Source organism: Streptomyces niveiscabiei (assembly GCF_033794345.1).
In the GTDB taxonomy this organism is placed as follows: Bacteria; Actinomycetota; Actinomycetes; order Streptomycetales; family Streptomycetaceae; genus Streptomyces; species Streptomyces niveiscabiei.
On sequence record NZ_JARAYJ010000030.1, the window covers coordinates 19,337 to 44,929 of the forward strand.

General features: G+C 72.2%; 23 protein-coding genes. 10 read left to right on the forward strand and 13 right to left on the reverse strand.

All coding sequences use genetic code 11. The annotated features are described in order from the left end of the window. Positions 1-162: 162 nt before the first annotated feature. Together PV682_RS31965 and PV682_RS31970 are read right to left on the reverse strand one after the other, a co-directional pair. On the reverse strand, positions 163-1,410 hold the full coding sequence (locus tag PV682_RS31965; RefSeq protein WP_319735247.1) for a beta-ketoacyl-[acyl-carrier-protein] synthase family protein: 1,248 nt from the start codon (positions 1,408-1,410) through the stop codon (positions 163-165). A gap of 148 nt (positions 1,411-1,558) precedes the next feature. After that, the gene (locus PV682_RS31970) at positions 1,559-2,788 is read right to left on the reverse strand and encodes an alkane 1-monooxygenase (RefSeq protein ID WP_319735248.1); all 1,230 of its coding nucleotides are present in this window, start codon (positions 2,786-2,788) and stop codon (positions 1,559-1,561) included. A 319-nt stretch (positions 2,789-3,107) separates the two neighbouring features. Between PV682_RS31970 and PV682_RS31975 the strand changes: the two genes are divergently transcribed. Next, on the forward strand, positions 3,108-4,361 hold the full coding sequence (locus PV682_RS31975; RefSeq protein ID WP_319735249.1) for a wax ester/triacylglycerol synthase domain-containing protein: 1,254 nt from the start codon (positions 3,108-3,110) through the stop codon (positions 4,359-4,361). 41 nt (positions 4,362-4,402) lie between these two features. On the opposite strand, the gene PV682_RS31980 is transcribed toward PV682_RS31975, so the two are convergent. Next, a complete protein-coding gene (locus tag PV682_RS31980; RefSeq protein WP_319735250.1) occupies positions 4,403-5,635 on the reverse strand; it encodes a beta-ketoacyl-[acyl-carrier-protein] synthase family protein in 1,233 nt (410 codons plus the stop codon). Further along, positions 5,632-5,898, reverse strand: a complete 267-nt coding sequence (locus PV682_RS31985) for an acyl carrier protein (RefSeq protein ID WP_319735251.1) — start codon at positions 5,896-5,898, stop codon at positions 5,632-5,634. Before PV682_RS31985 ends, PV682_RS31980 begins: the two co-directional genes overlap by 4 nt. 189 nt (positions 5,899-6,087) lie before the next feature. Between PV682_RS31985 and PV682_RS31990 the strand changes: the two genes are divergently transcribed. Next, positions 6,088-6,774, forward strand: coding sequence for a lysophospholipid acyltransferase family protein (locus PV682_RS31990; protein WP_319735252.1), 687 nt, complete (start codon positions 6,088-6,090; stop codon positions 6,772-6,774). Between the two features lie 105 nt (positions 6,775-6,879). Here the strand turns inward: PV682_RS31990 and PV682_RS31995 are convergent, their stop codons facing one another. The 3 genes from PV682_RS31995 to PV682_RS32005 all read right to left on the reverse strand — a co-directional run bounded on the left by PV682_RS31995 (position 6,880) and on the right by PV682_RS32005 (position 9,471). After that, on the reverse strand, positions 6,880-8,166 hold the full coding sequence (locus PV682_RS31995; protein ID WP_319735253.1) for a cyclopropane-fatty-acyl-phospholipid synthase family protein: 1,287 nt from the start codon (positions 8,164-8,166) through the stop codon (positions 6,880-6,882). Further along, entirely contained in the window at positions 8,163-9,278 is a 1,116-nt protein-coding gene (locus tag PV682_RS32000) for an oxygenase MpaB family protein (RefSeq protein ID WP_319735254.1), read from the reverse strand. Before PV682_RS32000 ends, PV682_RS31995 begins: the two co-directional genes overlap by 4 nt. A 61-nt stretch (positions 9,279-9,339) precedes the next feature. Continuing rightward, on the reverse strand, positions 9,340-9,471 hold the full coding sequence (locus tag PV682_RS32005) for a hypothetical protein (protein ID WP_319735255.1): 132 nt from the start codon (positions 9,469-9,471) through the stop codon (positions 9,340-9,342). Positions 9,472-9,600: 129 nt separating this feature from the next. On the opposite strand from PV682_RS32005, the gene PV682_RS32010 reads away from it, so the two are divergent. From PV682_RS32010 to PV682_RS32030, 5 genes are read left to right on the forward strand one after another with little or no spacing between them, the layout of a single operon-like run. Beyond that, positions 9,601-11,295: an AMP-binding protein gene (locus PV682_RS32010; RefSeq protein ID WP_319735256.1), complete on the forward strand. Its 1,695-nt coding sequence runs from the start codon at positions 9,601-9,603 to the stop codon at positions 11,293-11,295. After that, entirely contained in the window at positions 11,292-11,558 is a 267-nt protein-coding gene (locus tag PV682_RS32015; protein WP_319735257.1) for a phosphopantetheine-binding protein, read from the forward strand. The genes PV682_RS32010 and PV682_RS32015 overlap by 4 nt, the downstream gene beginning before the upstream one ends. Continuing rightward, positions 11,555-12,187, forward strand: coding sequence for a hypothetical protein (locus PV682_RS32020; RefSeq protein ID WP_319735258.1), 633 nt, complete (start codon positions 11,555-11,557; stop codon positions 12,185-12,187). Before PV682_RS32015 ends, PV682_RS32020 begins: the two co-directional genes overlap by 4 nt. Continuing rightward, positions 12,184-13,272 carry an alpha/beta hydrolase family protein gene (locus PV682_RS32025; protein ID WP_319735259.1) on the forward strand — a complete coding sequence of 363 codons (1,089 nt, stop codon included), beginning with the start codon at positions 12,184-12,186 and terminating at the stop codon, positions 13,270-13,272. Before PV682_RS32020 ends, PV682_RS32025 begins: the two co-directional genes overlap by 4 nt. Positions 13,273-13,277: 5 nt before the next feature. Then, positions 13,278-14,438 (forward strand): cytochrome P450, encoded by a 1,161-nt coding sequence (locus PV682_RS32030; protein WP_319735260.1) that lies wholly within the window; start codon positions 13,278-13,280, stop codon positions 14,436-14,438. 170 nt (positions 14,439-14,608) lie between these two features. Here PV682_RS32030 and PV682_RS32035 read toward each other — a convergent pair whose 3' ends face one another. From PV682_RS32035 to PV682_RS32055, 5 genes are all read right to left on the reverse strand, one after another. Next, the gene (locus PV682_RS32035; protein ID WP_319735261.1) at positions 14,609-15,547 is read right to left on the reverse strand and encodes a WS/DGAT/MGAT family O-acyltransferase; all 939 of its coding nucleotides are present in this window, start codon (positions 15,545-15,547) and stop codon (positions 14,609-14,611) included. Between the two features lie 196 nt (positions 15,548-15,743). Then, the gene (locus PV682_RS32040) at positions 15,744-16,085 is read right to left on the reverse strand and encodes a hypothetical protein (RefSeq protein ID WP_319735262.1); all 342 of its coding nucleotides are present in this window, start codon (positions 16,083-16,085) and stop codon (positions 15,744-15,746) included. 41 nt (positions 16,086-16,126) lie between these two features. Beyond that, entirely contained in the window at positions 16,127-17,797 is a 1,671-nt protein-coding gene (gene glsA, locus PV682_RS32045) for a glutaminase A (protein WP_319735263.1), read from the reverse strand. A gap of 844 nt (positions 17,798-18,641) precedes the next feature. After that, positions 18,642-18,824, reverse strand: a complete 183-nt coding sequence (locus PV682_RS32050; RefSeq protein WP_319735264.1) for a hypothetical protein — start codon at positions 18,822-18,824, stop codon at positions 18,642-18,644. 290 nt (positions 18,825-19,114) lie between these two features. Beyond that, positions 19,115-19,663, reverse strand: a complete 549-nt coding sequence (locus PV682_RS32055) for a L,D-transpeptidase (protein ID WP_319735265.1) — start codon at positions 19,661-19,663, stop codon at positions 19,115-19,117. An 814-nt stretch (positions 19,664-20,477) separates the two neighbouring features. On the opposite strand from PV682_RS32055, the gene PV682_RS32060 reads away from it, so the two are divergent. From PV682_RS32060 to PV682_RS44410, 3 genes are all read left to right on the forward strand, one after another. Beyond that, positions 20,478-20,870, forward strand: a complete 393-nt coding sequence (locus PV682_RS32060) for a hypothetical protein (RefSeq protein WP_319735266.1) — start codon at positions 20,478-20,480, stop codon at positions 20,868-20,870. A 211-nt stretch (positions 20,871-21,081) separates the two neighbouring features. Next, a complete protein-coding gene (locus PV682_RS32065; protein ID WP_319735267.1) occupies positions 21,082-21,309 on the forward strand; it encodes a hypothetical protein in 228 nt (75 codons plus the stop codon). A 474-nt stretch (positions 21,310-21,783) separates the two neighbouring features. After that, complete coding sequence (locus PV682_RS44410; RefSeq protein WP_407705777.1) at positions 21,784-22,140, forward strand: IS3 family transposase; 357 nt, start codon at positions 21,784-21,786, stop codon at positions 22,138-22,140. On the opposite strand, the gene PV682_RS32070 is transcribed toward PV682_RS44410, so the two are convergent. Beyond that, positions 22,129-25,518 (reverse strand): WD40 repeat domain-containing protein, encoded by a 3,390-nt coding sequence (locus PV682_RS32070; RefSeq protein WP_319735268.1) that lies wholly within the window; start codon positions 25,516-25,518, stop codon positions 22,129-22,131. The genes PV682_RS44410 and PV682_RS32070 overlap by 12 nt on opposite strands. Between the last annotated feature and the right edge of the window lie 75 nt (positions 25,519-25,593).

A 25,593-nucleotide genomic window follows, 5' to 3' on the forward strand; every position in this document is an offset into this window, starting at 1 on the left:
CGGCTTCGTCGCCCCGCCCCACTGACCGCGTTCGTCCACAGCGCCGGAAACAGGGCCCGCGAGGTCGCACTGCCCGGCGGCTCGCCGATCCTCGACGTGATCCCCTGGATCACGTGTTCCAGCTCCCTCCCTGCGCGTCCCCCGGTTCCCGGCGGTTCTCCCTCAGGGCCGGAGGAAAACCGCCACGGCGTTCTGGCCGCCGAAGCCGAACGAGTTGGTCATGACGCTGGTGAGGCGGAGATCGCGGGGCGTCTTCGTCACGATGTCCAGGTCGATGCCGGGATCCTGGACGTCGAGGTTGGCGGTCGGCGGCACGACCTGCCGCTCCAGGCTGAGGACGCAGCAGGCCGCCTCGATCCCCCCGGAACCGCCGATGGCGTGGCCCAGGGTTCCCTTGGGGGCGGTCACGGGCGGCGGGGTGCCGAAGACCTGGCGCAGCGCCCGGCTCTCGGCGATGTCGTTGAGCGGCGTCGAGGTGCCGTGGGCGTTGACGTGGCCGATCTCCGAAGGGCTCAGTCCCGCGTCCCGCAGGGCGGCGTCCATCGCATCGGCCGCGCCGCGCCCCTGTGGATGCGGTGCGGTGAAGTGGTAGGCGTCGGACGAGCTGCCTACACCGGCCAGCCGGGCCCGTGGCCTGGCACGCCGGGCCGCCGCGTGCTCGGCGCGCTCCAGGACGAGGATGCCGGCGCCCTCCGCCAGCACGAACCCGTCCCGGTCCCGGTCGAACGGGCGGGACGCGCCCGCCGGGTCGTGGGTACGGGTGGACAGCGCCCGCATCTGGCCGAACGTCGCGGCGTAGATCGCGCCGTAGGTGGATTCGCCTCCTCCGGCGACCGCGATGTCGCAGCTCCCGCCGCGCAGCAGGTCACGCGCGACGGCGAGGGCGCTGCTGCCCGAGGCACAGGCGGTGGAGATCGTCATGCTGGGGCCGTGGGAGCCGATCGCGAGCGCCACCTCTCCGGCGACCATGCCGGGCACGCTACGGGTGATCATCAGCGGTGAGATCCGGTCGGGGTGTCCGGCGTCCAGTCTGCGGAACGCCTCCGGATAGTGCTGGAGGCTGTTGCTGCCGACTCCGAGGACCACCGCCACCCGCGCGGGATCCCAGTCGGCCGTGGTGAGACCGGCGTCAGCGAGCGCTTCGCGTACGGCGACGATCGTGAGCTGGGCGCCGCGGTCCAGCCGCCGTGCCAGCCGGTGGCCGAGCAGTTCCCGTCCGTCGAACTCCGGGACACGGCAGCTGAAGTCCACCGGCATGCCGGCGAGAACGGGGTCAGGCGCCGCGGTGGGCCGCCCCGCCAGGAGACCCTGCCAGGTGGCTTCGACGCCGATTCCGGCGGGGGTGACCAGCCCGAGCCCGGTGACGACGACATCCTTCCGGCGAGCCAACGCGGAATAATTGTCAGACATCGTTCTCCGGCCAGATATGTGATGGTCGGCATTCGCCGTCGATCTGATTCATCCAACTCGTTCGACGCGCAGAACCGTACCGGGCTCTCTCCTGATTTCCCGGTACCGAATTCTCCCGCCGGCAGGAAATACCGGGCGGCCTGGTTCATCAGGTGAAGAGGGTGGAATCCGGCTGCCCGGAGACGGCTCCCGGCTCACCCCGTCGGGCGGGGACACCCCTCCCTTGCATGCCATGACGCTCTGTCAGGAGGCGCCGGGCAGGCGGGTGGATGTTGATCCGGCTCAGGTCGCCTCGGCAGTGTTCCAGCAGGCGCGGGTCCATGACCCGGCGCCACAGCGGAGGGAACCAGGCGAGCAGGATCATGGTCGAGTAGCCGTACGGCAGTTGTGGTGCCTCCTCACGGTGATGAAGTGCCTGGTAGCGCGTCAGGGGGCGAGCGTGGTGGTCGGAGTGGCGGGGCATCTGGAAGAGCAGGATGCCGCTCAGCGTGTCCCCGCTGTTCCAGCTGTGGCGCGGGCCGACCCGTTCGTAGCGGCCCGGACGGCGCTCTTCCCTCAGCAGGCCGTAGTGCTGGAGGTAGTTGACGCTCTCCAGCAGGACGGCACCGGCGACGGCCTGGATCAGCAGGTACGGCAGCACCCGGACGCCGAAGCAGACCACCAGCCCGGTGAAGAGCGTGGCCGACATCGCCCAGGAGGTGAGGACGTCGTTGTGACGGCCCATCACCCGCCGGCCGCGCCGCGTCAGCCGCCTGCGCTCCAGGCGCCACGCGGAGCGCACGCCCTGGGAGGTGCTGCGCAGGACAAAGGCCCACAAGCTCTCCCCCATGCGTGAGCTGGCCGGGTCCTCGGGGGTGGCCACCCGGACGTGGTGGCCCTGGTTGTGCTCCACGCAGAAGTGGCCGTAGCAGGCGGGCGCGAGCGTGATCCGGCCCAGCAGGCGTTCCCGTCTCTCCTTCTTGTGGCCCAGTTCATGAGCGACGTTGATGCCCATGCCGGCCGTGACACCGACGGTCATGGCCAGACCGACCGCGTCCAGCACCGCCAGGTCCTGCCGCCCCCACTGCGCGCACGCCCAGACCAGCGCGGCGTACTCCAGCGGCACGTACAGCCAGAGGCAGCACCGGTAGTAGAGAGAGCGCTCCAGGCTGTCGGCGACCGGTTCGGGCGGGTTGGCATCGCTGGAGCCGAGGACACGTTCCAGGAGGGGAGCGACGACAAAGAACGTGCACATTCCCCACCACCAGAACACCGGCAGCCCGGTCCAGGCGGCCAACGCTCCTGACTGGAAGACGACCAGGGGGGTCAGCGCGCCCACCGCGCGCACGTGACGCAGGCTGTCCTGCCAGTCTCGGCCGGCCTGGGGACGTACTGACACGGGGGACCTTCTTCGTGGCCGGGGGCATGACGGACGAACGCACCTGTGCCTATCACCGGCTGTTCGGGGCATGACGCTGCGGCAGTGGCCCGCTGCTCCACGAGGACGAAACCGTCCCCCGGTCGGACCAGCGAGCGGACCGGGACCCCGCGTCGCCAGGGCCGAGGTGCGAACATTCCGTCCGCCCTCTCCCCCGGTCCCCGTGAGCCCGCTGTGCCCGACGTCAGGAGCCGTGTACGTGTCTGTCCTCACCGTCTTCCGGAAAACCGCTCCGGACGCCCCCCGTCCGTCTCAGGGGCGCGATACGAACGCTCAGCCGATGACTGTCGCGGACTCGCTGATGTGGCGTCTGGGGCACGACCCCAGGACCCGGTCCACCATCGTTCTCCTGCACATCCTCGACCGCACACCAGAGTGGGAGACGGTACGGGCCGCCCATGCCGCGATGAGCGGTTCGTTCCGCAGGCTGCGGCAGAAGGTCCGCCCGCCCCGGCACCCGTGGGGCCGGCCCGAGTGGTGCGACGATCCGGACTTCGACGTCGACGCCCATCTGGTCAGGGACACGGCAGACGGCATGGACGGCGTCCTGGAGCTGTGCCGCCGTGCGCAGGCGAAGGAGTGGGATCCCCGCCGCCCCCTGTGGGAAGCCACGGTGGTGGAGAACTTCGACGGCTCCCGGGCGGCGCACATCATGGCCGTCCACCACTGTGTGAGCGACGCGTACGGTCTCCGGCTTCTTCTGGCCTGGCTGCTGGCCGACGTCGGCACACCGTCACCGTCGGCCCAGGCCGTTCCCCAGGAATCCAGGGTCCCGCTGGCGCGGCGGCTCGCTTCCCTGGCACTGACCCTCGCCCGGCTGCCGGTCTTCTTCGCCGCGCCCAGGCCCCCGCTGTGGCGGTCCAGGAGCCTGGAGCGCCGGCTCTTCACCCTGGACGTGCCGCTGGACACCCTCAGAGCTGTCGGCCGGGCCGGCGGTGGAAGCGTCAACGACGCCTTCATCGCCGCCGTGCTGGGCGGGGTGCGGCGTTACCACGAAGGGTTCGGGGTACGGCATCGGACGGTGCGCACCGGCTTCCCCCTCGCGCACCCGGCGTACCGGAGGCTGGGAGGGGGCGACGGGCTCGGCAACCACTTCGACACGGTCCACTTCCTCGCGCCCGCCGACGAGCCGGATGTCCTGGCCCGGGTCGGCAAGGTCAGGGACAACGCGCGCGACGCCTCGTCGACGGGCCGCCTGCCCGGCCGGTTCAGGGGGACGACCGCAGCCGTGATCGCCCCCGCCACGGCCCCCTACATCCTGCGCTGCGTGGCCGGCGCGGACTTCGTCACCAGCAACACGCGCGGCATGGAACACTCCTTCTCTCTCTTCGGGGCCCGCGTCGACGCCGCGTACGGTTTCGCGCCGCTGGTCGGCGTGGCCTTCATGATCTGCCTGCTCAGTTACCGGGGAACCTGTCACCTCGCCGTGTCCCTGGACCCGGCGGCCATCACGGACGAGGCCAGGTTCCGCGCCTGCCTCACCGAGGAGTTCGACGAACTCCGGGCCCTGTCAGCCAGTTTCGCCGGGCGGTGACCCTTCTCCGGCGTCAGGTCGTCCGGAGGCCACCGCCCTGCTCAACGTCCCAGCGCGAGTACGGCGTTCTGGCCGCCGAACCCGTACGACGTGCTGATGACGTGGTCCATCCGCACCGGCCGGGGGACCTTGCTGACGACGTCCAGCGCGATCTCGGGGTCCAGGCTGTCCAGGTTGGCCACGGGCGGGATCACCTGCTGTTCCAGGCTCAGCACCGAGCAGGCCGCTTCGATGGCGCCGGCGGCGCCCAGGGCGTGCCCCAGGACGCCCTTGTTCGAGGTGACGGGCGGGGCGTGCGGGAAGACCTGGTTCAGGACGCGGGACTCGACGAGGTCGTTGAGGCGTGTGGACGTTCCGTGGGCGTTGACGTGGTCGATGTGCCCGGGGCGCAGGTCCGCGTCCGCGAGGGCCGCGCGCAGCGCCAGAGCGACGCCCTCTCCCGACGGATCGGGGGCCGTCGGATGGTGCGCGTCGGCGGAGGCGCCGTAGCCCAGGACTCTGGCCCGGACGCGAGCCGCGCGGCGGGCCAGAGCGTGCTCGGGGCGTTCCAGTACGAGGACCGCGGCGCCCTCCGCCATGACGAACCCGTCCCGGTCGGTGTCGAAGGGGCGGGAGGCCGCCGCCGGGTCGTCGCGTCGGCTCGACAGGGCTCTCATCTGGCTCCCGGCCAGCACGAGCAGGCGTGCCGTCAGACCCGCTTCCGTGCCGCCGGCCAGCACGATGTCGCACCGGCCGGCTCGCAGCAGGTCGAGCGCGACGCCCAGGGCGGTCGCGCCCGAGGCGCACGCGGTGGAGACGGTGAGGTTGGGGCCGCGGGCTCCGACGCGGATCCCGATCTCTCCCGCGGCCATGTTGGGCAGGCTGCGCGGCAGGGTCAGGGGGGAGACGGTGTGGTACTGCCCGGCGTGGAGTTTGACCCACTCGTTCTGGAAGGTCTCCAGGCTCGGCAGCCCCACGCCGACCACCACGCCGACCCGGTCCGCCGCCCACGCGGTGGGATCGAGTCCGGCGTCCACGACCGCCAACCGGGCGGCTGCGACGGCCAGTTGGCTGAAGCGGTCCAGCCGTCCGGCGCCCTTGCCGACCAGAGCGTGGGCATCGAAGTCCGGTACCCGGCAGCAGAAGTCGACCGGCAGGCCGGCCAGCGCGGGATCGGTGGCCGCCATGGACCGCCCCGCCAGCACGCCCCGCCAGGTCTCCTCCCAGCCGACGCCGGCCGGGGTGATCATCCCCAGGCCGGTGACGGCGGCGCAGGGGGCGCCGGGACGGGTCACGCCGGCACCTCGGCCGAGGGCTCCGGCAGCAGGGGGCGGAGCGTCCGGACCAGGTCGCCGAGGGTGCCGATCCCGTCGAGCTGGATCGGTGGCCCGTTGAGGATGTCCGTCCCGAAGTCCCCGTCGATCCGGACCGACAGCTCAAGAAGGATCAGGGAGTCCACTCCGATGCCTTCGAGCGTCATGTCGGCGGACAGGTCGGAACTGTCGGTGTGCAGCATGTCCGCCAGCTGACCCGCCACGTAGTCATAGATCACTTCCACGAATTTCTCCTGTCTCGGTCAGCCGTATGCCGCGGAACGCGTCATCGACTCTTTCCATTCGCCTCCCTATGCTGACAGGCAGAGAATTCGAAAACTCCCGAGGACACGGAAGATTCCAAGGGAATAAAGGTCGAAAAATCCTACAACCGCTCCCCTGGACGGAAAATGCGTCTCCGTTATCAAGCGCTGGTGAATTTCTGCCGCCCCGTGTGCCGCCTGCTGTTGAGACCTCGTATCGAGGGAGCCCAGCACATCCCCGCCGAAGGGCCCGCCATCATCGCGGCGAACCATCTCGCCTTCTACGACTGGCTCGCCCTGTCGGTCGCCACCCGGCGTCCCATTTCCTTCGCGGTCAAGGAGGAGTGCTTCCACCGGCCCGGTGTCAGGGGAAAGCTGATGGGGAACATCCTGCGCGGCTGCGAGCAGCTGCCCGTGGACCGTACGACTCTCCAGGGCGCGGCCAGGGCCCTGGACGCGTCGGCGCGGGTCCTGCGCGAGGGACGGCTCCTGGGGGTCTTCCCCGAAGGCACCCACTCGGCCACGGGCCGGCTGCACCGCGGCCGGGTCGGCGCGCTGGGCGTCAACGCGCTCACCACGGGCGTGCCCGTCGTACCCGTCGGTCTGACCGGAACGGACCGTATCCGCCTCCGGTCGCTGTGGCGGGTGTGGTCCGACCGCCCTGTCGTCCGCGTCGGCGCTCCCATGACGTTCCCGCGCACCGGCCCGGGGCACCCCGGCCACGCCGCGCTGCGGCAGGCCACGGAGACCGTCATGCGGCGGATCTCCGCCCTGTCCGGTCAGGAGTACGTCGACGAATTCGCCCGGCAGGGGACCTCCGGCCGGGCGGCTGTGTTCCCTGTGGAGCACGGTGCGTGACGTCGAGCGGGGAATCCGTGGGTGCGGGTGCCGGTGGTGACGTGCTCGCGGCCGGAGTGGCCGGCGCTGGTCGCGTGGTGCCGGCCGTGCCGTCCCGGGTGGTTCTCATCGCGGGCGGGGTTCGTTCCGGGTGATCAGCATCTGGAGGGAGTGGAGGTATCCGGCGCGGAATCCGGCCTCGCTGTAGGCGAGGTAGAGGGTCCACAGCCGGCAGAAGGTCTCGTCGAGGCCGAGGGCGTGGATCTGGGGGCGGTGTTCGGTGAAGCGTTCGCGCCACAGGCGGAGGGTCTCGGCGTAGTGGGCGTCGAGGCGGGTCCAGCCGGTGATGCGCAATCCGCTGCGGGCGGCGGCCTGTTGGAGGGCGGTGGGGGACGGGAGCGCTCCGCCGGGGAAGATGTACTTGCGCATGAAGGAGTGCGAGTCGCGGGTGGCGAGCATCCGGTCGTGGGCGACGGACGAGGTCTGGAGGGCGATCCTGCCGCCGGGTGCCAGGACCCGTTCCAGTACGGCGAAGTAGAGGGGCAGCCGGGGCAGTCCGACGGCCTCGATCATCTCGACGCTGACGACGGCGTCGTACTCGCCCTGGACGTGCCGGTAGTCGCGCAGCTCGACGTGGACGCGGCCGGTGAGGCCGGCGCCCGCGACGCGGCGGCGTACGTGGGTCACCTGCTCGGGGGAGAGGGTGATAGCGGTGACGTGGGCGCCTCGGCGGGCGGCGCGCAGGGAGAGTTCGCCCCAGCCGACGCCGGTCTCCAGGAGGCGGGTGCCGGGGCCGACGCGGGCGAGGTCGAGGAGGCGGTCGATCTTGCGGTGCTGGGCGGCGGGGAGCTGCGCCTGGGTGGTGGATCCGGGGGCGGGTTCGGTGGGGAACAGCGCGGATGAGTACGCCATGGTCTCGTCCATGAAGAGGGCGAACAGCTCGCTGGGGAGGTCGTAGTGGTGGCGTATGTTGGCGGGCGCGTTCTCCAGGGTGTTGTGCCACTCGGCCGGGAGCCGGGGCACGCACAGCCGGCGCAGCCGTTGCAGCGGGGCCGGCACGAAGTCGGCGGTGTGGGCGGCGAGGACGGTCAGGACGCCGACCAGGTCGTCGGTGTCCCACTCGCCCGCCATGTACGACTCGCCGAACCCGACCAGGGCTCCCGTGCCGATCCGGCGGAAGAACGCTTCGGGCCGGTGGACGGCCAGGGCCGGAGCGTCCGGTCCGCCGGCTCCGGCCACCGTGCCGTCGGCGAGGAGCAGCCGCATCGGGTACCCGGCGACGGCCCGCAGCGCCAGCGCGCGTGCCGCCGCCGCGCGCAGCCGGTTGGCCGGCGTGCGGGCGGGGAGCGCGGCCACGTCGGGCCAGCGGACGGCGTCCACCGCAGCCGGCCCGAGGGGCAGGGTGTCGGTCATGCGGGCCCCCGGTCCAGCCAGGCGGCGCGCAGTGACTCCGGGAGGTCGAACTCCTGCTCCTGGCCCCCGAGTACGCGCACGGCCTGCCGGGTGAACGCCTTCTGGCCGAGCCGGTCCAGGACGCGTTCGGCAGCGGGGAAGCGGTCCTCGGCGTTCTCCAGGACCCGGCTGACGCCGACGCCGAGGGAGACGGCCGCGCTCCAGGGCGAGGCGGGGACCCGCATCCAGTCGGCGGCCCGCGGGTCGGTCACCCGTCGGATCACCGCCGGGACCAGGCCCCGTACGGGCGTGGGCAGGCTCTTCTGCTCGTAGGCGATGAACGCCCCGGTCAGCGCCACGCCTTCGGGTGAGGGGCCCCACACGCGCGGCCTGAGCCGCTCGCGCCACAGGGTCTCGGCCGCCTCGGGGGACGCGGGCAGAGCGGCGCGGTCCATGCCGAGCAGGGCGGCGGTCACGCACCACAGGTGGTAGTAGTCGGCCGACTCCTTCGGGGTGACGTGGACCCCGAGTGCCCTGGCCCCGGCCACGGCGCCGACGGAGAACATCAGGACGGCGGTGAGCATCTGCTCCTGGTTGATGGGGGTGCCGAACCGGTCGTGGTCCCAGTTCCCCTTCCGCAGGACCATGTTCCGGACGGTCGCGTGGACCAGCCGGACCTTCTGGCAGGCCCGGATCAGCCGGCCGTTCTCGCCGAGGGGGTCCTCGGCCATGAGGTAGAGGATGAACTGGAAGGTCTCCGCCATCCTGCGGGCGGGCTGGTTGAGCCGCTGGGTCTCGGTCATCACGCGTGCGGCGTGCGGGGAGGCGTAGGAGCCGACCATGCCGCTCAGACAGAGGCTGACGGCCAGTTGCATGCCGTCGTCCTCGAAGAACGCGTACGCGCCGGAGATCCGCCGCGGGTCGGCCCAGTCGGGGACGGCGCCGGTGGTGCGCAGGTAGTCGGCGAGCTGCTCGGGCAGGCCGTCGGGGACTTGCTGGCCGTTGTCGTCGAAGGCCCGCAGGATCTGGTTGACGCCGGTGATCCGGCCGCTGTCCATCAGGTCCCGGACCACCGCGTCCGCCGTCGGGTCGCCGGTCTGCCTCAGCCGGTCGAGGAGGGGGTCGTCGTTCATGCGTCCACGATGGAGGAAGCGGATATGTCCGGCATGTCGAGCGGGTTCCTTCCGGAGCGCTTCAACAGGGTTTCCGTGGACGGCCGTTCCTCTGCCGGGTGGGCGGCAAGGAGGTCCCGGCCGACACGGCGGTGACGGCGACGTGCAGGGTGACCTCGTCGTTCATGGTGGCGAGGCGGACGGTGGTCGTCATGCCGTCCTGTGTACGGGAGCGGAGGCGGACGGCGTTTCGGGGACGGTTGTCCGGGTGGCCCGGGGCGGCGTTCACCCGTCCGGCCCTGCCGGAGTTGTCCCGGGCCCGTGGCGTCCCAGGCTGGGCAGGGTGATCGACGCAGGCACCCTCGGTGACGCGCTGGAGGCCATGGGCCGCCGGGAGCGGCACAAGGCCGTCCTCGTGCACCCCGGATCGCGCACCCGGCTGACCGCCGCCGACCTGTGCACGGCGGTGCGCCGGCGGGCCGCTCACCTCCTCGCGTCCGGGGTGCGCCCGGGCGACGTGGTGGCCGTGCTGGCCTCCCCCACCGCGCCCGCCCTGATCTCCCTGCTGGCGGCGGTCAGGGCGGGCGCGGCCGTCACCGTCCTGCCGGTCCGGCCGATGGGACGCGAACTCCCGGCGCAGAGCGAGCACCTCGCCCGGATCGTCGCCACCGCCCGCGCACGCCATGTCGTCGTGGACGACACTCCCCCGTACTCCGAACTCGGCGACGCCCTGCGCCGACGCTGCGCCGGCCTGCGGCTGCACGGTGTCCGGGGCGAGGCCCGGCCGGTGAACCTGCCGACGCCGGGACCCGACGACCTGGCGGTGGTGCAGTTCAGCTCGGGCAGCCTCTCGGCCCCCAAGGGCGTGGCGCTCACGCACCGGGCCTTCCTCGCCGGTGTCCGGACCCTGACCGGTCTGCTGGAGATCGACGCGGCCGACGTCCACGTCAACTGGCCGCCCCTGCACCACGATCTGGGCCTCGTGATGACGCTGGCCCACCTCCTGGCCGGCGCCGAGACCCATGTGCTGGCCCCGCTCTCCTTCGTCCGCGACCCCGGCGGGTTCGTCCGCTACCTCTCCGGGACGGGCTGCACGTCGATGTCGTCGCCGGACTTCGGGTACGCGCTGATGGCCGACGCGGCGACCGAGCCGTACGACGGTCTGGAGCTGAGCCGGCTGCGGTTCGCCCTCAATGCCGCCGAGGAGGCGCGGGCCGGGACGATGGAACGCTTCACCCGCGCCTTCGCCCGGTACGGGCTGTCACCGGCCGCCCTGTGCCCGGCGTACGGGATGGCCGAGGTGACGTTGCTCCTGACAGCGACGCCGGTGTCCGCCGTGCCACGGGTGCGGTACGTCGACCGGGCGCTGCTGGGCGACGGGCGGATCGTCCTGCCCCGGGCCGCGGGCGATCCCCGGGCCAAGCCGCTGACGTCCGTGGGCGTCGCCGGGCCGGGGGTGGAGCTGCGGCTGGTGGATCAGGGCGGTGCCGTCGTTCCCGACGGGACGCTCGGTGAGATCCAGGCGCGGGCGCCGGGCATGACGGCCGGCTATCTCCACGCCCCGGAGGCGACCGCCGCCGCTTTCGACGGGCCCTGGCTGCGCACCGGTGACCTGGGGTTCCGGGTGGACGGGGAGCTGTACTGGGCCGCCCGGCACAAGGAGATGATCGTCTGCGAGGGGCGCAACCTCTTTCCCGAGGACGTCGAGGCCCTCGCCCGTGAGGTACCCGGGGTGTTCCGGCGGCGCTGTGTGGCGGTCGCGGCCGTCGGGGCCGACGGCGAGGAGCGGATCGCGCTGCTCGCCGAGGGGCCTTCGGACGCCGGGGACGCCGCCGCGCTGGAGGACCTGCTGCGCGGGCGGATCGGCGATGCGCTCGGGGTGGGGTGCCTCGATGTCCGTGTCCTGCCGCCGGGTGCGCTGCCGCGTACGACCAGCGGGAAGTGGCAGCGGCTGCGGGCGCGTGACCTGATGACCGGGGCCCAGAACTCCGCCGGGCAACCGCCGGCGGCCGACTCGAACAAGGAGTACTCGTCATGACCGTTTCCCCTTCGCTGTCCCGTGACGGCATCCTCGCCGCCGTCCGTGAGGCCGTCGCCGCCGTGGTGCCGCTGTCCGCCGCCGACCTGGGCGAGGACACCAGGCTGCTCGACCTGGACGGCATGACATCGGCCAAGGTCGTCCGGGTCGCCACGCGCCTCGAAGACAGCATGGGCGTGACGCTCGTCAGCGAGAGCGCGGCGCCCTGGCACACCGTCAAGGACGCCGTCGACGCGGTGTCGGAGGCGACGGCGGGCCGGTGAGATCCGTCGCCGTGACCGCCTGCTGGACGGGGTACCCCGACCCGCCGGGGGAACTCCTCGCCCCCGGCGAACGCGCCCTGCTCCAGGGGCTGCCCGCGTGGCGGCGACGGGAGACCGCCCTGGGCCGGATCACCGCGCACGCGGCGCTGCGCCTGCTGCACGGACCTCACCGGACGGGCGCGTGGACCGTGCTGCGCGCCCCGTCGGGGGCTCCCCGGGTGGTGGGCGCGCGGGCCGTCGTCTCCATCGCGCACTGCGGGGACGTCGTGACGGCGGTGGCGGGTACGGCCGGGCCGCTCGGCATCGACGTCGAGCGGGCGGGGAGCGGCCCGCACCCGCTGCCCCGCTGCCGGGCCCCGGAAGCCCGCTGCCTCGATCCGATGCTGGAGTTCGCCTGCCAGGAGGCCGCGGTCAAGGCGTACCACGACAGTGTCTGGCGGCTGGAGCAATACCGGGTCCGGCCGTCGCGCGGGCGCCTGCACGTGCTGCACGAGGACGGCGTACTGCGGGTGTGGCCGCACCTGTTCGCCGGGCACTTCGTGGTGATCGCCGCCCCTCCCGGCTCCCGCCCCGAGCACCGTCCGCTGGAGCCACATCAGGTGACCGCCCTGGAAGGAGCCCTCCCGTGAGCCGGACCGCCGCCAACCTCCCGCCGGGCGCTCTGCGCCGTGCCACTCCCCTGCCGGCGGCGCTCCTCCCGGACGGGGCGGCCGGCGGCTGGCGGATCTCCTACCACTCGACCGGCCACGACCACCGCATCCGCACCGTCACCGGCATGGTCCTGATCCCCGCCGCCGACCCGCTGCGCCAGGGCTGGCCGGTGCTCAGCTACGCCCACGGCACCACCGGCCTGGACGACGCCTGCGCACCCTCCCGCAAGGGCCTGTTCCCCTTCGAGCGGGACTACCTCGCCCACTGGCTGAGCCTCGGCTACGCGGTGACCGTCACCGACTACCAGGGCGTGGGCGGCGGCGGCCGGCACCCCTACCTGCACGGCGAGTCCGAGGCATGGGCCGTCACGGACGCCGTGCGTGCCGCCCGCCAGCTGGACCTGCCGTTCGGCCGGCACTGGCTGGTCTGCGGCTTCTCCCAGGGCGGCCACGCCGCCCTCAACACCGCCGCCGTCGCCCCCGGTTACGCCCCCGAGCTGGACTTCCGGGGCACGCTCGCCCTGGCACCCCCGCACCGGTTCCAGGACCTGTGGGCCCGCCTCACCGCCGACCCGGACGCCCCGCTGTCCCCGCTGCTCCTGCTGATCCTGGAGGGCCTCGAATCCGTACACCGGGGCTTCGACTCCGACATCCACCTCACCCCGCGCGGGCGGGCACTCACCCGGGTCGCCGACGAGGCGACGTACTACGCGCTGCTGCGGGACGCCATCGTCCACAGCCCCGCCGAGGTCCTGGCCCGCGATCTGAACGACGACGTGGAGTTCCAGTCGATGCTGGCCGGCCTGGACGCGCCGGTCGGCCGCTTCCCCCAGCCCGTCCTCATCGCCCACGGCCTCGCCGACACGATCGCCGACCCGGCGGCCAGCGCGCGGCTCGCGTCGGACCTCAGCGCCGCCGGGACGGACGCGACCTGGGAAGGCTTCCCCGGCACCGACCACACCGGTGTCCTCGCCGCCTCCCTGCCCACGACCGCGCGCTGGATCGACCGGGTCTTCGGCGTCCACGACGACACCCCGGCCGTACTGGCCGCGCGGGGCAGGTGAGCGGCGTGCGTACGGCGCGGCAGGCCGCCGCCGTCCTCCTCGACACCGGACCACCGCCGGACACCGACCCCTACCCCCTCTACCGGGCGTTGCACGAGGCGGGCCCCCTCCTGCTCGGCGACAACCTGGTGGTGCTCAGCCGCTACACGGACTGCCGCCGAGCGCTCGCCCATCCGGCGCTGGCGCAGCGCGACGCGTACTGGCAGCGCCACCACGCCGCGGCCGTGCCCGGCGCCGCCCAGCAGCTGATGATCACGTCGGTCATGCACGCGGACGGCGCCCGTCACCGCCGCCTTCGGCAGGCGTTCACCCCTGACTTCACCGTCCGGGCGTGCCGCGCCCGGCAGTCCCGCCTGGAGCGGCTCGTCGACCGCTACGTGGACGCCGTGGCGGAAGCCGGCGACCACGGCCGGCGTGCGGTCGACGCCGTACCGGTCCTCGCGCAGCCCCTGCCGGTGGACGTCCTCGGCGAGATCCTCGCGATCCCGTCCCCCGACCGCCCGATGCTCGCCCGGTGGGTCGCGGAGTTCCTCCCCGCCGTGGACTGGCCCGGCGTCGCCACCCCTGCCGCCGACCGCGCGACGGACCGACTGCACGACTACATGAGGCAGTTGGCGGCCGACCGTTCCCACCCGGCCGGCCGGGTGAGCGAACTCCCGCTGCACCTGGCCTTCCTGCTCATCGCCGGCGCCTACACGACCACGAACCTCATCGCCTCCGGCCTCGCCACCCTCGCCGGCCGCCCGGACCTGTGGTCACGGCTGGCCCACCACCCCGACGCCTACGTCACGGAGATCCTGCGCACCACCCCGCCCGCCCGCGTCACCTCGCGCTACGCCCGGGGCCCCGTGGACCTCGGCACGGTCACGGTGCCGGACGGCGCGCTGGTCCTGATCATGCTCGAAGCGGGCCAGTACGACGCCCTGCATGTCCCGCACCCCGACCGCTTCCTCCCCGGCCGCCGCCCCTCCCCCGCACTCCTCGCCTTCGGCGCCGGCCCGCACTACTGCCTCGGTGCGCCCCTGGCCCGCCAGACCGCCACCACCCTCTTCACCGCCCTGGCCACCCGCTTCCCCCGCCTGCGCCCGGCCGGCCCTCCCACCGGCTCGGGCAGCGCCGTACGCGGCGGGCACCGGGCGGTGCCGCTGCTGTTCGGAACCGGCTGAAGCTGATGCCGGGTGGGGGAACCGTCGGGGCGGGGAGACGCTTCCAGGAGCGGACGGACGTCCTTCGCCTCGCGGCCGGCGGTCCTGGCGGCGGTGTCGGAGAACCGGGCCCTGGAGCGAACAGTGCGCGAGGCAGGTGACGGACGGGGCGGCGATCTCGTCGAGGCGAGTCAGCTGCTGTGACGGATCACGTTCGCCCAGTCATCCGGCACGGTCAGAAGCGAACCTCGAGTTTCGTCGGCCACCGTCGTGCAGCGAACATTTCCTGCTGTCCGGCCGAATGAGACGTACGCGGGAAATCCTTCAGAGACATTGAGCATCGCGGACGCCGCACAGATTTCCGCGCCGAAGACGCTGTAACCGTCCGGCAGAGTCACACTGCTGATGACGAGCGGGACTTTCCGTTCGTCGAACATGGCGCGGAAGGGACGAACGCGGGTCTGCGGTGCCTGCCGAAGTTCCATCATGGTGCGGATCGCGTCACGCTGCCGGACGGCCCGAACCTTTCCTGTCTGCGACGTGACCGCGGCGAGAGATTCATCGAACGACGCCGGTTGATCCGGGAGGCGCAGGCGGTGAAACCCTAGCCGGTTACCGATGTGATATCGCTCGGCCGGTGTTCTGGTCGAGATCACGACGCCTGCCGTGACCGCGTGCGATGTCCGGTCGGCGAGCGCTACACCGAGCGCGGCGAGGCTGACGTCGTTGACGGTGACGCCGTGGGAATCGGCGAGGCAGCGCAGAGCGGTCAGAGGGACATCCCGCCAGTGCGTACGCCGGCCGGCGCGGGACGAACCGGCCGCAACGCCCGGCTTCCAGGCGGACCGGTACACCAGGGCGAGCGCCGCCTCCTTGAGCACACGCGTCAACGCCCGCAGCGACGGCGCCTGGGGCGGGGGCAGACGGGCGCCGCATCCCGGCTCGTCGGGGAACAGGACAGCCGCGGCCTCGATGGCGCCGACACCGTCGAGGAAGCCGTGATGCACCCTCAGACAGATACGGAAGATGCCGCGGCCCTCGGTGCTCGCGATCAATGTCACGTCCCAGGGGAGCGATGCTCCAGTGAGATCGAACGGCAGGCCCGAGATACGGTCCGTCTCCTGGTCCATTTCGGCGATATCGGAAACACCATGACCAGGGTGCCCACCGGCTGCTCGGGCCCGTCGAGCGAGAGGAATGCCAGATCCAGAGAATTCGCATCAGGCACCAGAGACGCAGGGCCCAAAACCACTCCTATTGTGCGACACATGACCAACCCGCCGGTATGACGCGAGACCGCCAAGACGGCATGCGGAGTTCTTCGAGTCACCGGTCGCCGATCCGCTGCCCGTTCGTCTTCCTGCGGGAGGAGTGCGGGCGCCGGCCGTCCGCGTGCCCGTCCACCGGTGCGACGCGCAGGGCGCTCACCGCCGCCTCCACGGCGACGGTGAGGCGGCGGGTGTTCTCCGCCACGCACATCAGGGCTCCGATGGTGCCGACGGCGGTCGCCTCCTCCCTGCCGACGAAGGGGTCGGCCTCCTTGCGTCCGGTCAGGACCTCCAGCGCGTCCCGGACGAGCCGGCACAGCGCCTCGTGTTCGGTGCGGCCCTCGGAGTCGAGGAGACGGGCTCCGTCGGCGCGCAGCGAGTGGGTGCCGTTGTCGTACATGGGTGAGGTTCTCGTTTCCGTGCGGGGCGGGAGGGCACTGGTCAGCGGACTCCCGCCGTGGACGCGGGCGTCTTGGCCCCGTCGCGTACGGCGGCGCCGCGCGGCCGGGACGGCACCCGGCTCCGGGTACGCGGTGAAGGACGCGCTGCGGCGGTCCTGGGCTGTTGTCCGTTGACGCGCAGCAGTTGGACGATGTCCGGGTGCCCGGCGCGTTCGGCGTCGGTGAGCGGAGTGCCGCCCCAGCGGTCCCGCGGCTCCGGCCGTACTCCGTGCGCGAGAAGGTACTCGACCACCTCGGTACGGCCCTCGCCCGCGGCCAGGTGGAGCGCTGTGCGGCCGTCGTAGTCGGCGGCGTCGAGGTCGGCGCCCTCGGCCGTGAGCCTGCGGATCTCGTCGAGGTCGCCCTGTCCGGCCGCCCAGCACAGGGCGGTGACCGTCTCCATCGCCGTACGGTTCTTCCCACGCCGCAGATCCTTGCGTCCGGACTGGCCCTCGGCGGCGTCGTGCGGGTGCACGTTGTAGCGCTCGACGAGGCGGCGGCAGAACTCCACTCCCCGCACCGAGTTGCCGTGCTGATCCAGGCGCGGGGACCACACGCAGACGCCCATGACCTGCGGCACCACGATCATCAGCGCTCCCGACACGCCGCTCTTTGCGGGCAGTCCGATGGAGAAGGCGAACTCGCCGGAGTAGTCGTACATCCCGCACGACGTCATCAGCGACAGGCAGTGGCGCACCGTGTCGGCGGAGAAGACCCGGTCCCCGGTCAGGGGGCACACCCCGCCGTTGGCGAAGGTGGCGGCGACCGTCGCCAGCATGTCGGCGTCGAGTTCGATGGAGCAGCACTGGAAGTAGAACTCCAGTGTCTTTTGCAGGTCCGTGCCCTCGGGGAACGCCTCGTGCTCGCGCATCGAGTAGGCGAGCGCGAAGTTCCGGTCCGCGGTGTCCCGTTCGGAGAGGTACGTGCTGTTGCTGAAGCCGGTCCGGCGGCCCGCCGCGAGCCGTTGCCAGGTCCGGGCCACGTGCTCGAACCGGCCGGCCGCGTCGGCCTGGGGCCGGATGAGCGAGGCGCTCATGATGGCGCCGGCGTTGATCATCGGGTTGTGCGGTCGCCCCTGCGGATTGAGGGTGAGCTCGTTGAAGCTGAGCCCGCTGGGTTCGCGGCCGACATGCGTGTGGGTCTCGCCGAGCCCGTTCTCGTCGAGCGCGAGGCAGTAGTTGACGGTCTTGGACACCGACTGTATGCAGAACGGTTCCCGCGCGTCGCCTGCCAGATGCCGCTGTCCGTCGACCGAGCACACCGCGATGGCGAACAGCTCCGGATCGACCTGGGCGAGTTGGGGAATGTAGTCGGCGACGGCGCCGCCGCGTTCCGCGGTCAGCTCCTTGTGCAGGACGTCGATGTCCGCCGCGAGTCCCGCGAACCCGGGGACCGCAAGGTCGTCCTGGACCACCCGGCGGATCAGCCCGCTGGTGCGCCGGACGAGGGTGGCGAACTCCTCGAAGCCGAGTTCGTGGGTCCGGTCGTCCGTAGCGGACAGCAGGTCCATGACTCTGGGGTCGTCGTCGAGAATGCCCGCGGCCCGCATCCTGTCGGTCAGTTCGCCGTAGGAAAGGGTGCCGTTGCCGTCGTCGTCGAAGGCGTCGAACAGGGCGCGCAGAGCGCTCTCGGCCGTGCTTGCCTCGGGGTCGTGCGGTGTGGTCCGCGACATGGGTTTCACTCCTGGGAACGGCCCCCCTGCGACAGCACTCCCCAGCATCGGGCGGTGCCGGGCTTTCCGCCACTCGTGCGGCGCGGCCGGGCGCACCATGCTTCCGGGCCGACGCGACGAATCGCGCGGGGGTGCGGGCGGAGACGGCCGGGGCCGGCATACGGGCCGGGCGGGGTGTTCGTCCGGCGGTTCACCGCTTCCACCGCGCAGATCGGGCTGCTGACCGCGGTCATCCTTGTCGACCTGTGCGGGTGCGGGGCTCGCGCCCGCACGGCGAACGCCCCGCGGGCACCGGGGAAGAAGCGGAGCCCTCGGAGGCCCAGGGACTCCCCCACCCGAGCCGAGCCACGGCCAGGGCTGAGGCCGAGGAAGACGCCCCAGTGCCGGCACGCCTCGGCCGCGCTGCCGGTGGGGGTGAGGTGGGCCCGGGTCGGGGCGTGGCCGCGGCGGTCGTGGGCAGGGCGGGCGTCGCAGGCGGCCGGGCTGTCGCCGGGGCAGTTGGCGCTGGTCTCGGTGCTGCGGTTCGCGGAGGACCTGTCCTGGCCATGCGGCCTCGAACGCGGTCCGCACCACGGTCGACCGGCCATACGCGTCGGGCCCGGACTGCTCACCTCCGGCGGACGGCAGCGCACCGGCGCGGCCCGCGTGCTCGCGGCGGTGCGCACCCTCAGCCGGCCGGATCGCCGAACCGTCCCGCGTCCGGCGGGCACCCAGCCAGTTTCCGCCCCCAGCCGGCCCTCACAAGATCACCACCCGTGTCCGGCATTGAACCTGGACTGCCTCCCGAGCACCCCGGGCACACGCGGTGCCCTGGGCTTTCGCAGGTGGGCGGGAGCGCCTGACGTCAGCTCGTGGAGTATGTGCCGGCCAGGGCGCAGACGGTGAACGCCTGGTACTGACTGCCGGGTGCCAGGCCGGCCGTGGTGGTGACACCCGCGAACCAGCGGTTGTTACCGACGTCCGGCAGCGAGTTGGTGATCGCCGCCTCGCTCGGCGTGGACGTCTTAACCCATACGCCGCCACCCACCACACGCCAGCCGGCGGGCCCGGTCGCACCCGTGTCCCCCTTCGGCCCCTGAGCGCCAGTGGCCCCCTTCGCCTTGCGTCCACGGGGGCGGCATCGAGGGTGAGGGGCGCGTGGCGGCTGGTACGAGCCGTGATCGTACGCACGATGCCTGTCTCCCCTGCGGCCGGCAAGCGGATAATCCGCTCGTACGATCACTCTTGGTCCCGTATCCGCTACGCACGAGAGGAAACCGGAACGACTCACCTGATCAGACAGGCCGTCATATCTACGGATCTGACCCGACGTCCGTCTCAGGTACCGGGCCTGCGCCCCCAGACGTACACCCGGTCACCCTTGCGGAGCTTCTTCCACAGGAACTCGGCGGTCTCGTACCGGAGGTTGACACAGCCGTAGGACGCGGGCTCCTTGTAGAGGTTGCCGTAGATGCCGTGCAGCGCCTGTCCCCCGCTGAAGAACTGGGCGAACGGCATGGGCGAGTCGTAGAGCGTCGACCAGTGGTCCTTGTTCCGCGTACCGATCCTGAACCACCCCGTCCGCGTCGGGTACCCCGCGCGCCCGCTGCGCACCGGAAACGGCCCCGCGACGACCTTCCCGCCCTGCCTCACCCACAGGATCTGATGGGTGAGTTCGACACACACCACCCGCCCCTTCCGCTTCGGACAGCCCCTCAACTCCTTGGTGTGATAGATCGCCCACTCCCAGTACAGGGCGTTCCTGGTGATGGGTCCCGCATAGCCGTTCGCCGGCTCGATGATCTGGCTCCGCTGGTACGCCCGGATCGCCCGGCAGTCCACCGCCGACTGCCGTCCGTCCACCTTGAGCCGCAGAAACCTCTCCACCTCCCGCTGATACGGCCCGGCAGGCGCCGAGCACGTGGTGGGAGCAGCGGCGGCGGGCGCTGCGAGGGGCACGAGCACAGCGGTCGTGCTCAGGAACACCGCGGCCCAGCGAGGAAGGGGACGCGGTCTGTGACGGGTTCGCATATCTCGACGGTTTCCCTCTGCGCGTCGGATCGTTGACGGTGTTTCACCCGGGCGGGGAGCGGATTCCACCGCATGGCAGGGGTACGGCCGTGAAGGGAAGCGTGAGCAGGGGTGATGTACAGGCGGAGGCGTGGGCGCGGCCGGTCACGGTCCAGCGAGCCTCGGCGGGAGCTGCGGCGAGGGCGGTACGGGCCGCGACGCGGGAGTTCCGTCAGCTCGACCGGCCGCACCACTCGGCGGGACGGCACCCACCACGATCCGCCCGGCACCGGACGCACGGTCACGGCCAGGCGACGCCACTCCGGCCGTGTCCCGCGCAGCTCCGCTCCGGCCTGGCCTGTGTCGTTCGGCGGACGTGGCGTCGACGTCGCCTGCGGGCCGGCCCGCACTCAGCCGACCACGAACTACCGGAACAGAGCCGCGCGGGTTCCCGAAGTACCGATCATCCGGTGATCCCCCGCCCGACAGCGTGACCGGGCGCCGCCCAGGTGACGTGGCGTCACCCACCGCGCCCTGCACCCCTCCTCGGCGGTAACCGGATACGCCGTACGACTGACGGCCCGTGACGCACCTCCGGCTGGATCTGTTTGAGCCGGTGCCGAGGCCGTCATGTCCCCCGTGCCGGCCCCGGAACAACCCTTCTCCCCTTACCCACTCTGGAGAACACCCCATGATCAAGAAGGTTCTGGCCGGCGCGGCCCTGGCCTCCGCCGCCACCCTCGCCGCCTCCGGCGCCGCCTCGGCGCACACCAGCGGTCCCGGCGCCGAGAACATGACCGCCACCCGCGCGGGCGAGATGAACAGCGCCGCCCGCGTCGCCTACGGCCCGACCGCCGACGGCACCGGCAGCGCCTCCGACTTCGCCACCCGCAACGGCGACACGGCCATCGGCGGCGACGCGAGCGGCATCCTCAACACGTACGGCGCCCCGCTCGTCAACGTCGACCTGCGCTGCGCGGTCCCCAACGCCGAGGGCGTCGGCGGCAACGTGCTCGGCGGCCCCTCGGCGGCCTGCCCGGTCGCACCCGTCGACCAGTTCGACGCACCCCGCCGCATCATCTGACCGCACACCGACCCGGCCCCCTACCCACCGGCGGCGGAGAACACGTCCCCCGTGTCCTCCGCCGCCGGTTCAGGTTCTCCCGCCGCGACAGTGAGGTTCTCCCGAGATGCGGAGGACGCTGACAGCGGGTCAGATGGGACTCTTGAGAGGACCAGTGACCATGGCTGCACCCCGGAAATGTTCGCTCGAGTTGCGTGACCGTGCGGTTCGGATGTACCGCACCACCGAGCCGAAGCCCCAGATCAAGAAGTTGGCCGTCGGCCTCGGGGTGCACGCCGAGGCCGACGCCAGCGAGCGCGACGAGCGGCTCACCACCGACGAACGCGCCGAACTTACGGCACTGCGCAAGGAGAATACCCAGCTCAAGCGGGCCAACGAGGTGCTGCGAACGGCCCCGGCTCTTTCCGCGGCCCAACTCGAACGGACCTGGCCCAGGTGACCGCGCTTCTTGACGAGCACCCGCACCTGGGGGTCCCCCCGCTTGCGGGAGGGCAGAACGCCTGATGCGCGAGGCCGACATCGCGGGCATCAGCCCCCGCCGCAAGGGCTTCACACGCCGCGACCCGAAGGCCACCCCAGCCCCGGACCTGGTCGAACGCGACGCCCACGCCGAACCTGCTGTGGGTCACCACCGGCCTGACGATGATCGCGACCGGCGAGGGGCCGTTGTGGCTGTCCGCGATCCGGGATGCGTTCTCGCGCCGGGTGGTGGCCTGGGAGTCCCGCCCGCGCGGACGCCGACCTGGTCCTCACCGCCCTCCAGTCCGAGCCCGGACAGCTCATTCATCATGCCGGCCACGGCTGTCGGCACAGGTCCGTGAAGCTGACAACCCGCTTGCTACGAGCGGGAGTTCAGGCGTCCGTGGGCTCGGTCGGGGACTCCTGCGACAACACCCTCGCGGAGAATCCGTGGATGCTCATCGAGACCGAGTGCATCCGCGGGCGCACTTTCCCCACGAGGGCCGGGGCGAACCTCGCACTCTTCGAGTACATCGACGGTTTCTCTGACTCCCGCCGCATCCAGGAACGGCTCGGCTTCCTCAGCCCGATCGAGTTCGAGGAGAAACACTTACGCCGAGTGGGAGAAGGCCGGGCGGCTGCCCCGGTCGTTCTTCGAGCGGCTCGGCTCGACGTCCGGCACGCCCTGCTCACGCACTGCCCCCGCCTCCACAGGCCGCTTCCGTGCGCCGGACGGCATCGCCAGATCTCGACCCGGACGACACCAGGATCACATCAGCGTGTGATGCCCGGCGCGGCCTCATCCGGCTGACTCGTTGAGGTAACGGGCCCGTTCCTCCGGGGTCAGTTCCCGGGTGACGCCGTGCCGGGAACGCCGCAGGAGCTCGTCGATCGGTTCGCAGGGGCGGCAGGTCCAGACGCGTACGGTGCCGTCGTCGTGCGAGCTGACGAACCGGTTGCCGGGCAGGAAGTTCGTGTTCTCCACGGAGGCGCCGAAGCCGTGCAGGATCAGGGGCGGGCTGTTGTCGGTGGTGCTCCAGATCCGGGTGGTCGCGTCGTTGCCGCTGGTCACCACTCGACGGCCGTCGGGGCCGAACGACACGCTCCACACCACTCCTTGATGTCCGTTCAAGACCCGTGGTCTGCCGGGCCCGGTGAGATTCCACAGCCTGGCCGATCCGTCGTTGCCGCCGCTGACGAGGTGCCGTCCGTCGGGGCTGAACGCCACCGTCCACACCAGGCCGTTGTGACCACGGAGGACCTTCAGGTCCTTGCCGGTGCCGGGGTCCAGGACGTGGATGGTGCCGTCCAGGCCGGCCGCGGCCACGCGTCGCCCGTCGGGGCTGTAGGCGACGTACCGCACTTTGTCCTGGCCGGTGTCGACCACCAAGGGGTCCGCGCCCGAAGTGGTGTGCCAGATCCGTACGGTGCCGTCGCTGCCGCCGGTGACCAGCCGGCGCCCGTCGGGGCTGAACGCCGCGGTCCACACCGGCCCGTGGTGGCCGCGCAGCACGACGGGTTTCGTCGTGCTGTCGACCGGCCAGATCCGTGTGGTTCCGTCGTCGCCGGTTGCGGCCACCCGGCGGCCGTCCGGGCTGAATGCCACCCCGAGGACCTCGCCGTGATGCCCGCGCAGCACGGTCGGCGGGGCGGTGCTCCCGGTCCGCCAGACGCGCACGGTCCCGTCGGCGCCGGCGCTGGCGAGCCGACGGCCGTCCCGGCTGGGCGCCGTCGCCCACACCGGCCCGTCGTGACCGGTCAGGACGCGGTCGCTGCCCGTCGGGGCCGCCTCCCAGATCCGTACGGTGCCGTCCTGGCTGGCGCTCGCCAGGCGCCGTCCGTCGGCGGCGAACGCGACCGCGGTCACGGTGCCGCGATGCCCGCGCAGGATCAGCGGCGCGGCGCGGTGACGCACGTTCCAGATCCGCACGGTGCCGTCGTTGCCTGTGCTGGCGACCCGGGCGCCGTCCCGGCTGAAGCCGATGCCCTCCGCCGTGCCGTCGTGGCTGCCGAGCACGACCGACTCGGCGGGGGCGTCGGGGTTCCACAGGCGCGCGGTGCCGTCGGTGCTCGCGGTGGCGATGCGCTGTCCGTCGGGGCTGAAGGCGAGGGCCTCCACGGAGTTGCTGTGCCCGCGCAGCACCACGGTCGTCCGCCGGCTCCCGACATCCCAGACGCGTACCGTTCCGTCGCCGCCGCTGCTGGCGAGGCGGCGCCCGTCGGGGCTGAACGAGACGCCGAGCGCCCGCCCGTCGTGGCCGCGCAGCACGACCGGTCCGCCTCTGCCCGTGGCGTTCCAGATCCGTACGGTGCCGTCGTCGGCGGCGCTGGCGACGCTGCGGCCGTCCGGGCTGAACGTGGCGCTCCACACCTGTGCCGTGTGTCCTCGCAGGATCACCGGCTCGGCGCCGCTCGCCCACTTCCACACCGAGACGGTGCCGTCCTCGCCGGCTGCCGTGATCCGGGTGCCGTCCGGGCTGAACACCGGCGTCCACACCTCGCCGCCGCCACCGCGCAGCACCACGGGGTCCCGCAGGGTCGTGCCGTACCGCCACACCCGTATCGTGCCGTCGCCGCCGCTGGTGGCGAGGTGGCGGCCGTCCGGACTGAAGGAGACCCCGAGGGCCTGCCCGCCGTGGCCGGCGAGCACGGCCCGCACCCGTGACTCGGACACGGCTTGGCGCAGTGCCGCCTCGGTCTCGTCGGTCGCACTGGTCCGGTAGGCGGTGGTGGCCAGCAACAGGCCCAGTTCGGGGTCGAGTTGGGCCTGGCCGCGCGCGCTCGCCACGAGTTGCCGGGAGAACGCGAGTTCCTGCCCGGTCTCCGCCCGCCGGGCCTGTACGAACGCGATGCCCGCGAGGACGGTCAGTGCGACCACCACCGCCGTCAGCCCGCTCACGGTCAGCCGCACACGGCGCCTCACCGCCGCCCTCTCGGCCTGTGCGCGCTCGCGGCTCGCCGCCAGGAACGCGCGTTCGAGATCGTTGAGCCGGCCGGTGTCCCGGCCGTCCCACTCGGCCAGCCGTGCTCCGCGGTAGAGCACCCCGTCGTCCCTGCCGTGTTCCGCCCACTCCCCGGCCGTATGGGTCAGACGCCGGTGTGCGCGCAGGAGTTCGCGGTCGGTCTCGATCCACGTACGCAGTCGCGGCCACGCGGTGATCAGGGCTTCGTGGGCGAGGTCGACGGTGTCGCCGTCGAGGGTGACCAGGCGGGCGCGGGCCAGTCGTTCCAGAACCGAGGCGGCATCCCCGCGGGTGCTTGCGGCCAGTTCGGCGCGGAGAGCGGGGCGACGGGTGTCCTGGGCTCCTTCGCCGGGGGTGACGAGCCGCAGCAGCACGTCGCGGGCGACAGCGGCCTGTTCGGGAGAGAGCTGGGTGTAGAGGCGCTCTGCGGTTCGGGCGATGGCACCGCTCACCCCGCCGGCGGCGTCGTACACGGCTTCGGTGAGTGTTCTTCCTCTGCGCCTTCGCCAGGTCTCCAGCAGCGCGTGCGACATCAGGGGCAGGCCGCCGGACTCATCGGCGACGTCCCGGATGATGCGGGCGGTCAGGGCGCGTTCCAGGGTCAGTCCGGCAGCTGTGGCCGGTTTGACGATGGCGTCGCGCAGTTCGTCCCGGTTCATCGGAGTGACCAGGAGGTTGGCGTCGCGCAGCGCTTCGGCCAAGGCGCGGTGTTCGGCGCAGCGGCCGTAGAAGTCGGCACGGACCGCGATCAGCACCCGTAGGCGGCTTGCCGGTTGGAGGGCGGTGAGCAGGAGGTCGATGAAGCGGGTGCGTTCCGCTGGATCTCGGCAGAGGGTGTAGACCTCCTCGAACTGGTCGACGATCACGAACGTGTCCGTCCCGCCGTCACCGGGTCCGCTCACGTCGAGGAGAGGGGCGTGGGCGCGCACGGGGTGGTCACCGGGCGTCAGGATCTGGATCACGGCCGGCCGCAGGCCGGGTTCCCGGGAGTGCTGGAGGGCGGGGATCAGGCCCGCGCGCAGCAGGGAGGACTTGCCGCTGCCGGACGGGCCGAACACCGCGGCGAACCGCCGGCGCCGCAGCAGAGCCAGGAGGTCGGCGGTGAGCCGGTCCCGGCCGAAGAAAAGTCCTCGGTCGCCCGGCTCGAACCGGGCCAGCCCCCGGTAGGGCGCATCCGCCCCCTCACCGCTCTCCTCCTGCGCGCCGACCGCGGCGGCGTCGTCCACGACCTGTTTCCACCGGGCTTCCCATTCGACCGCATCGCCTCCGCATGCCGCCACGTAGGCCAAGGTCACCGCCAG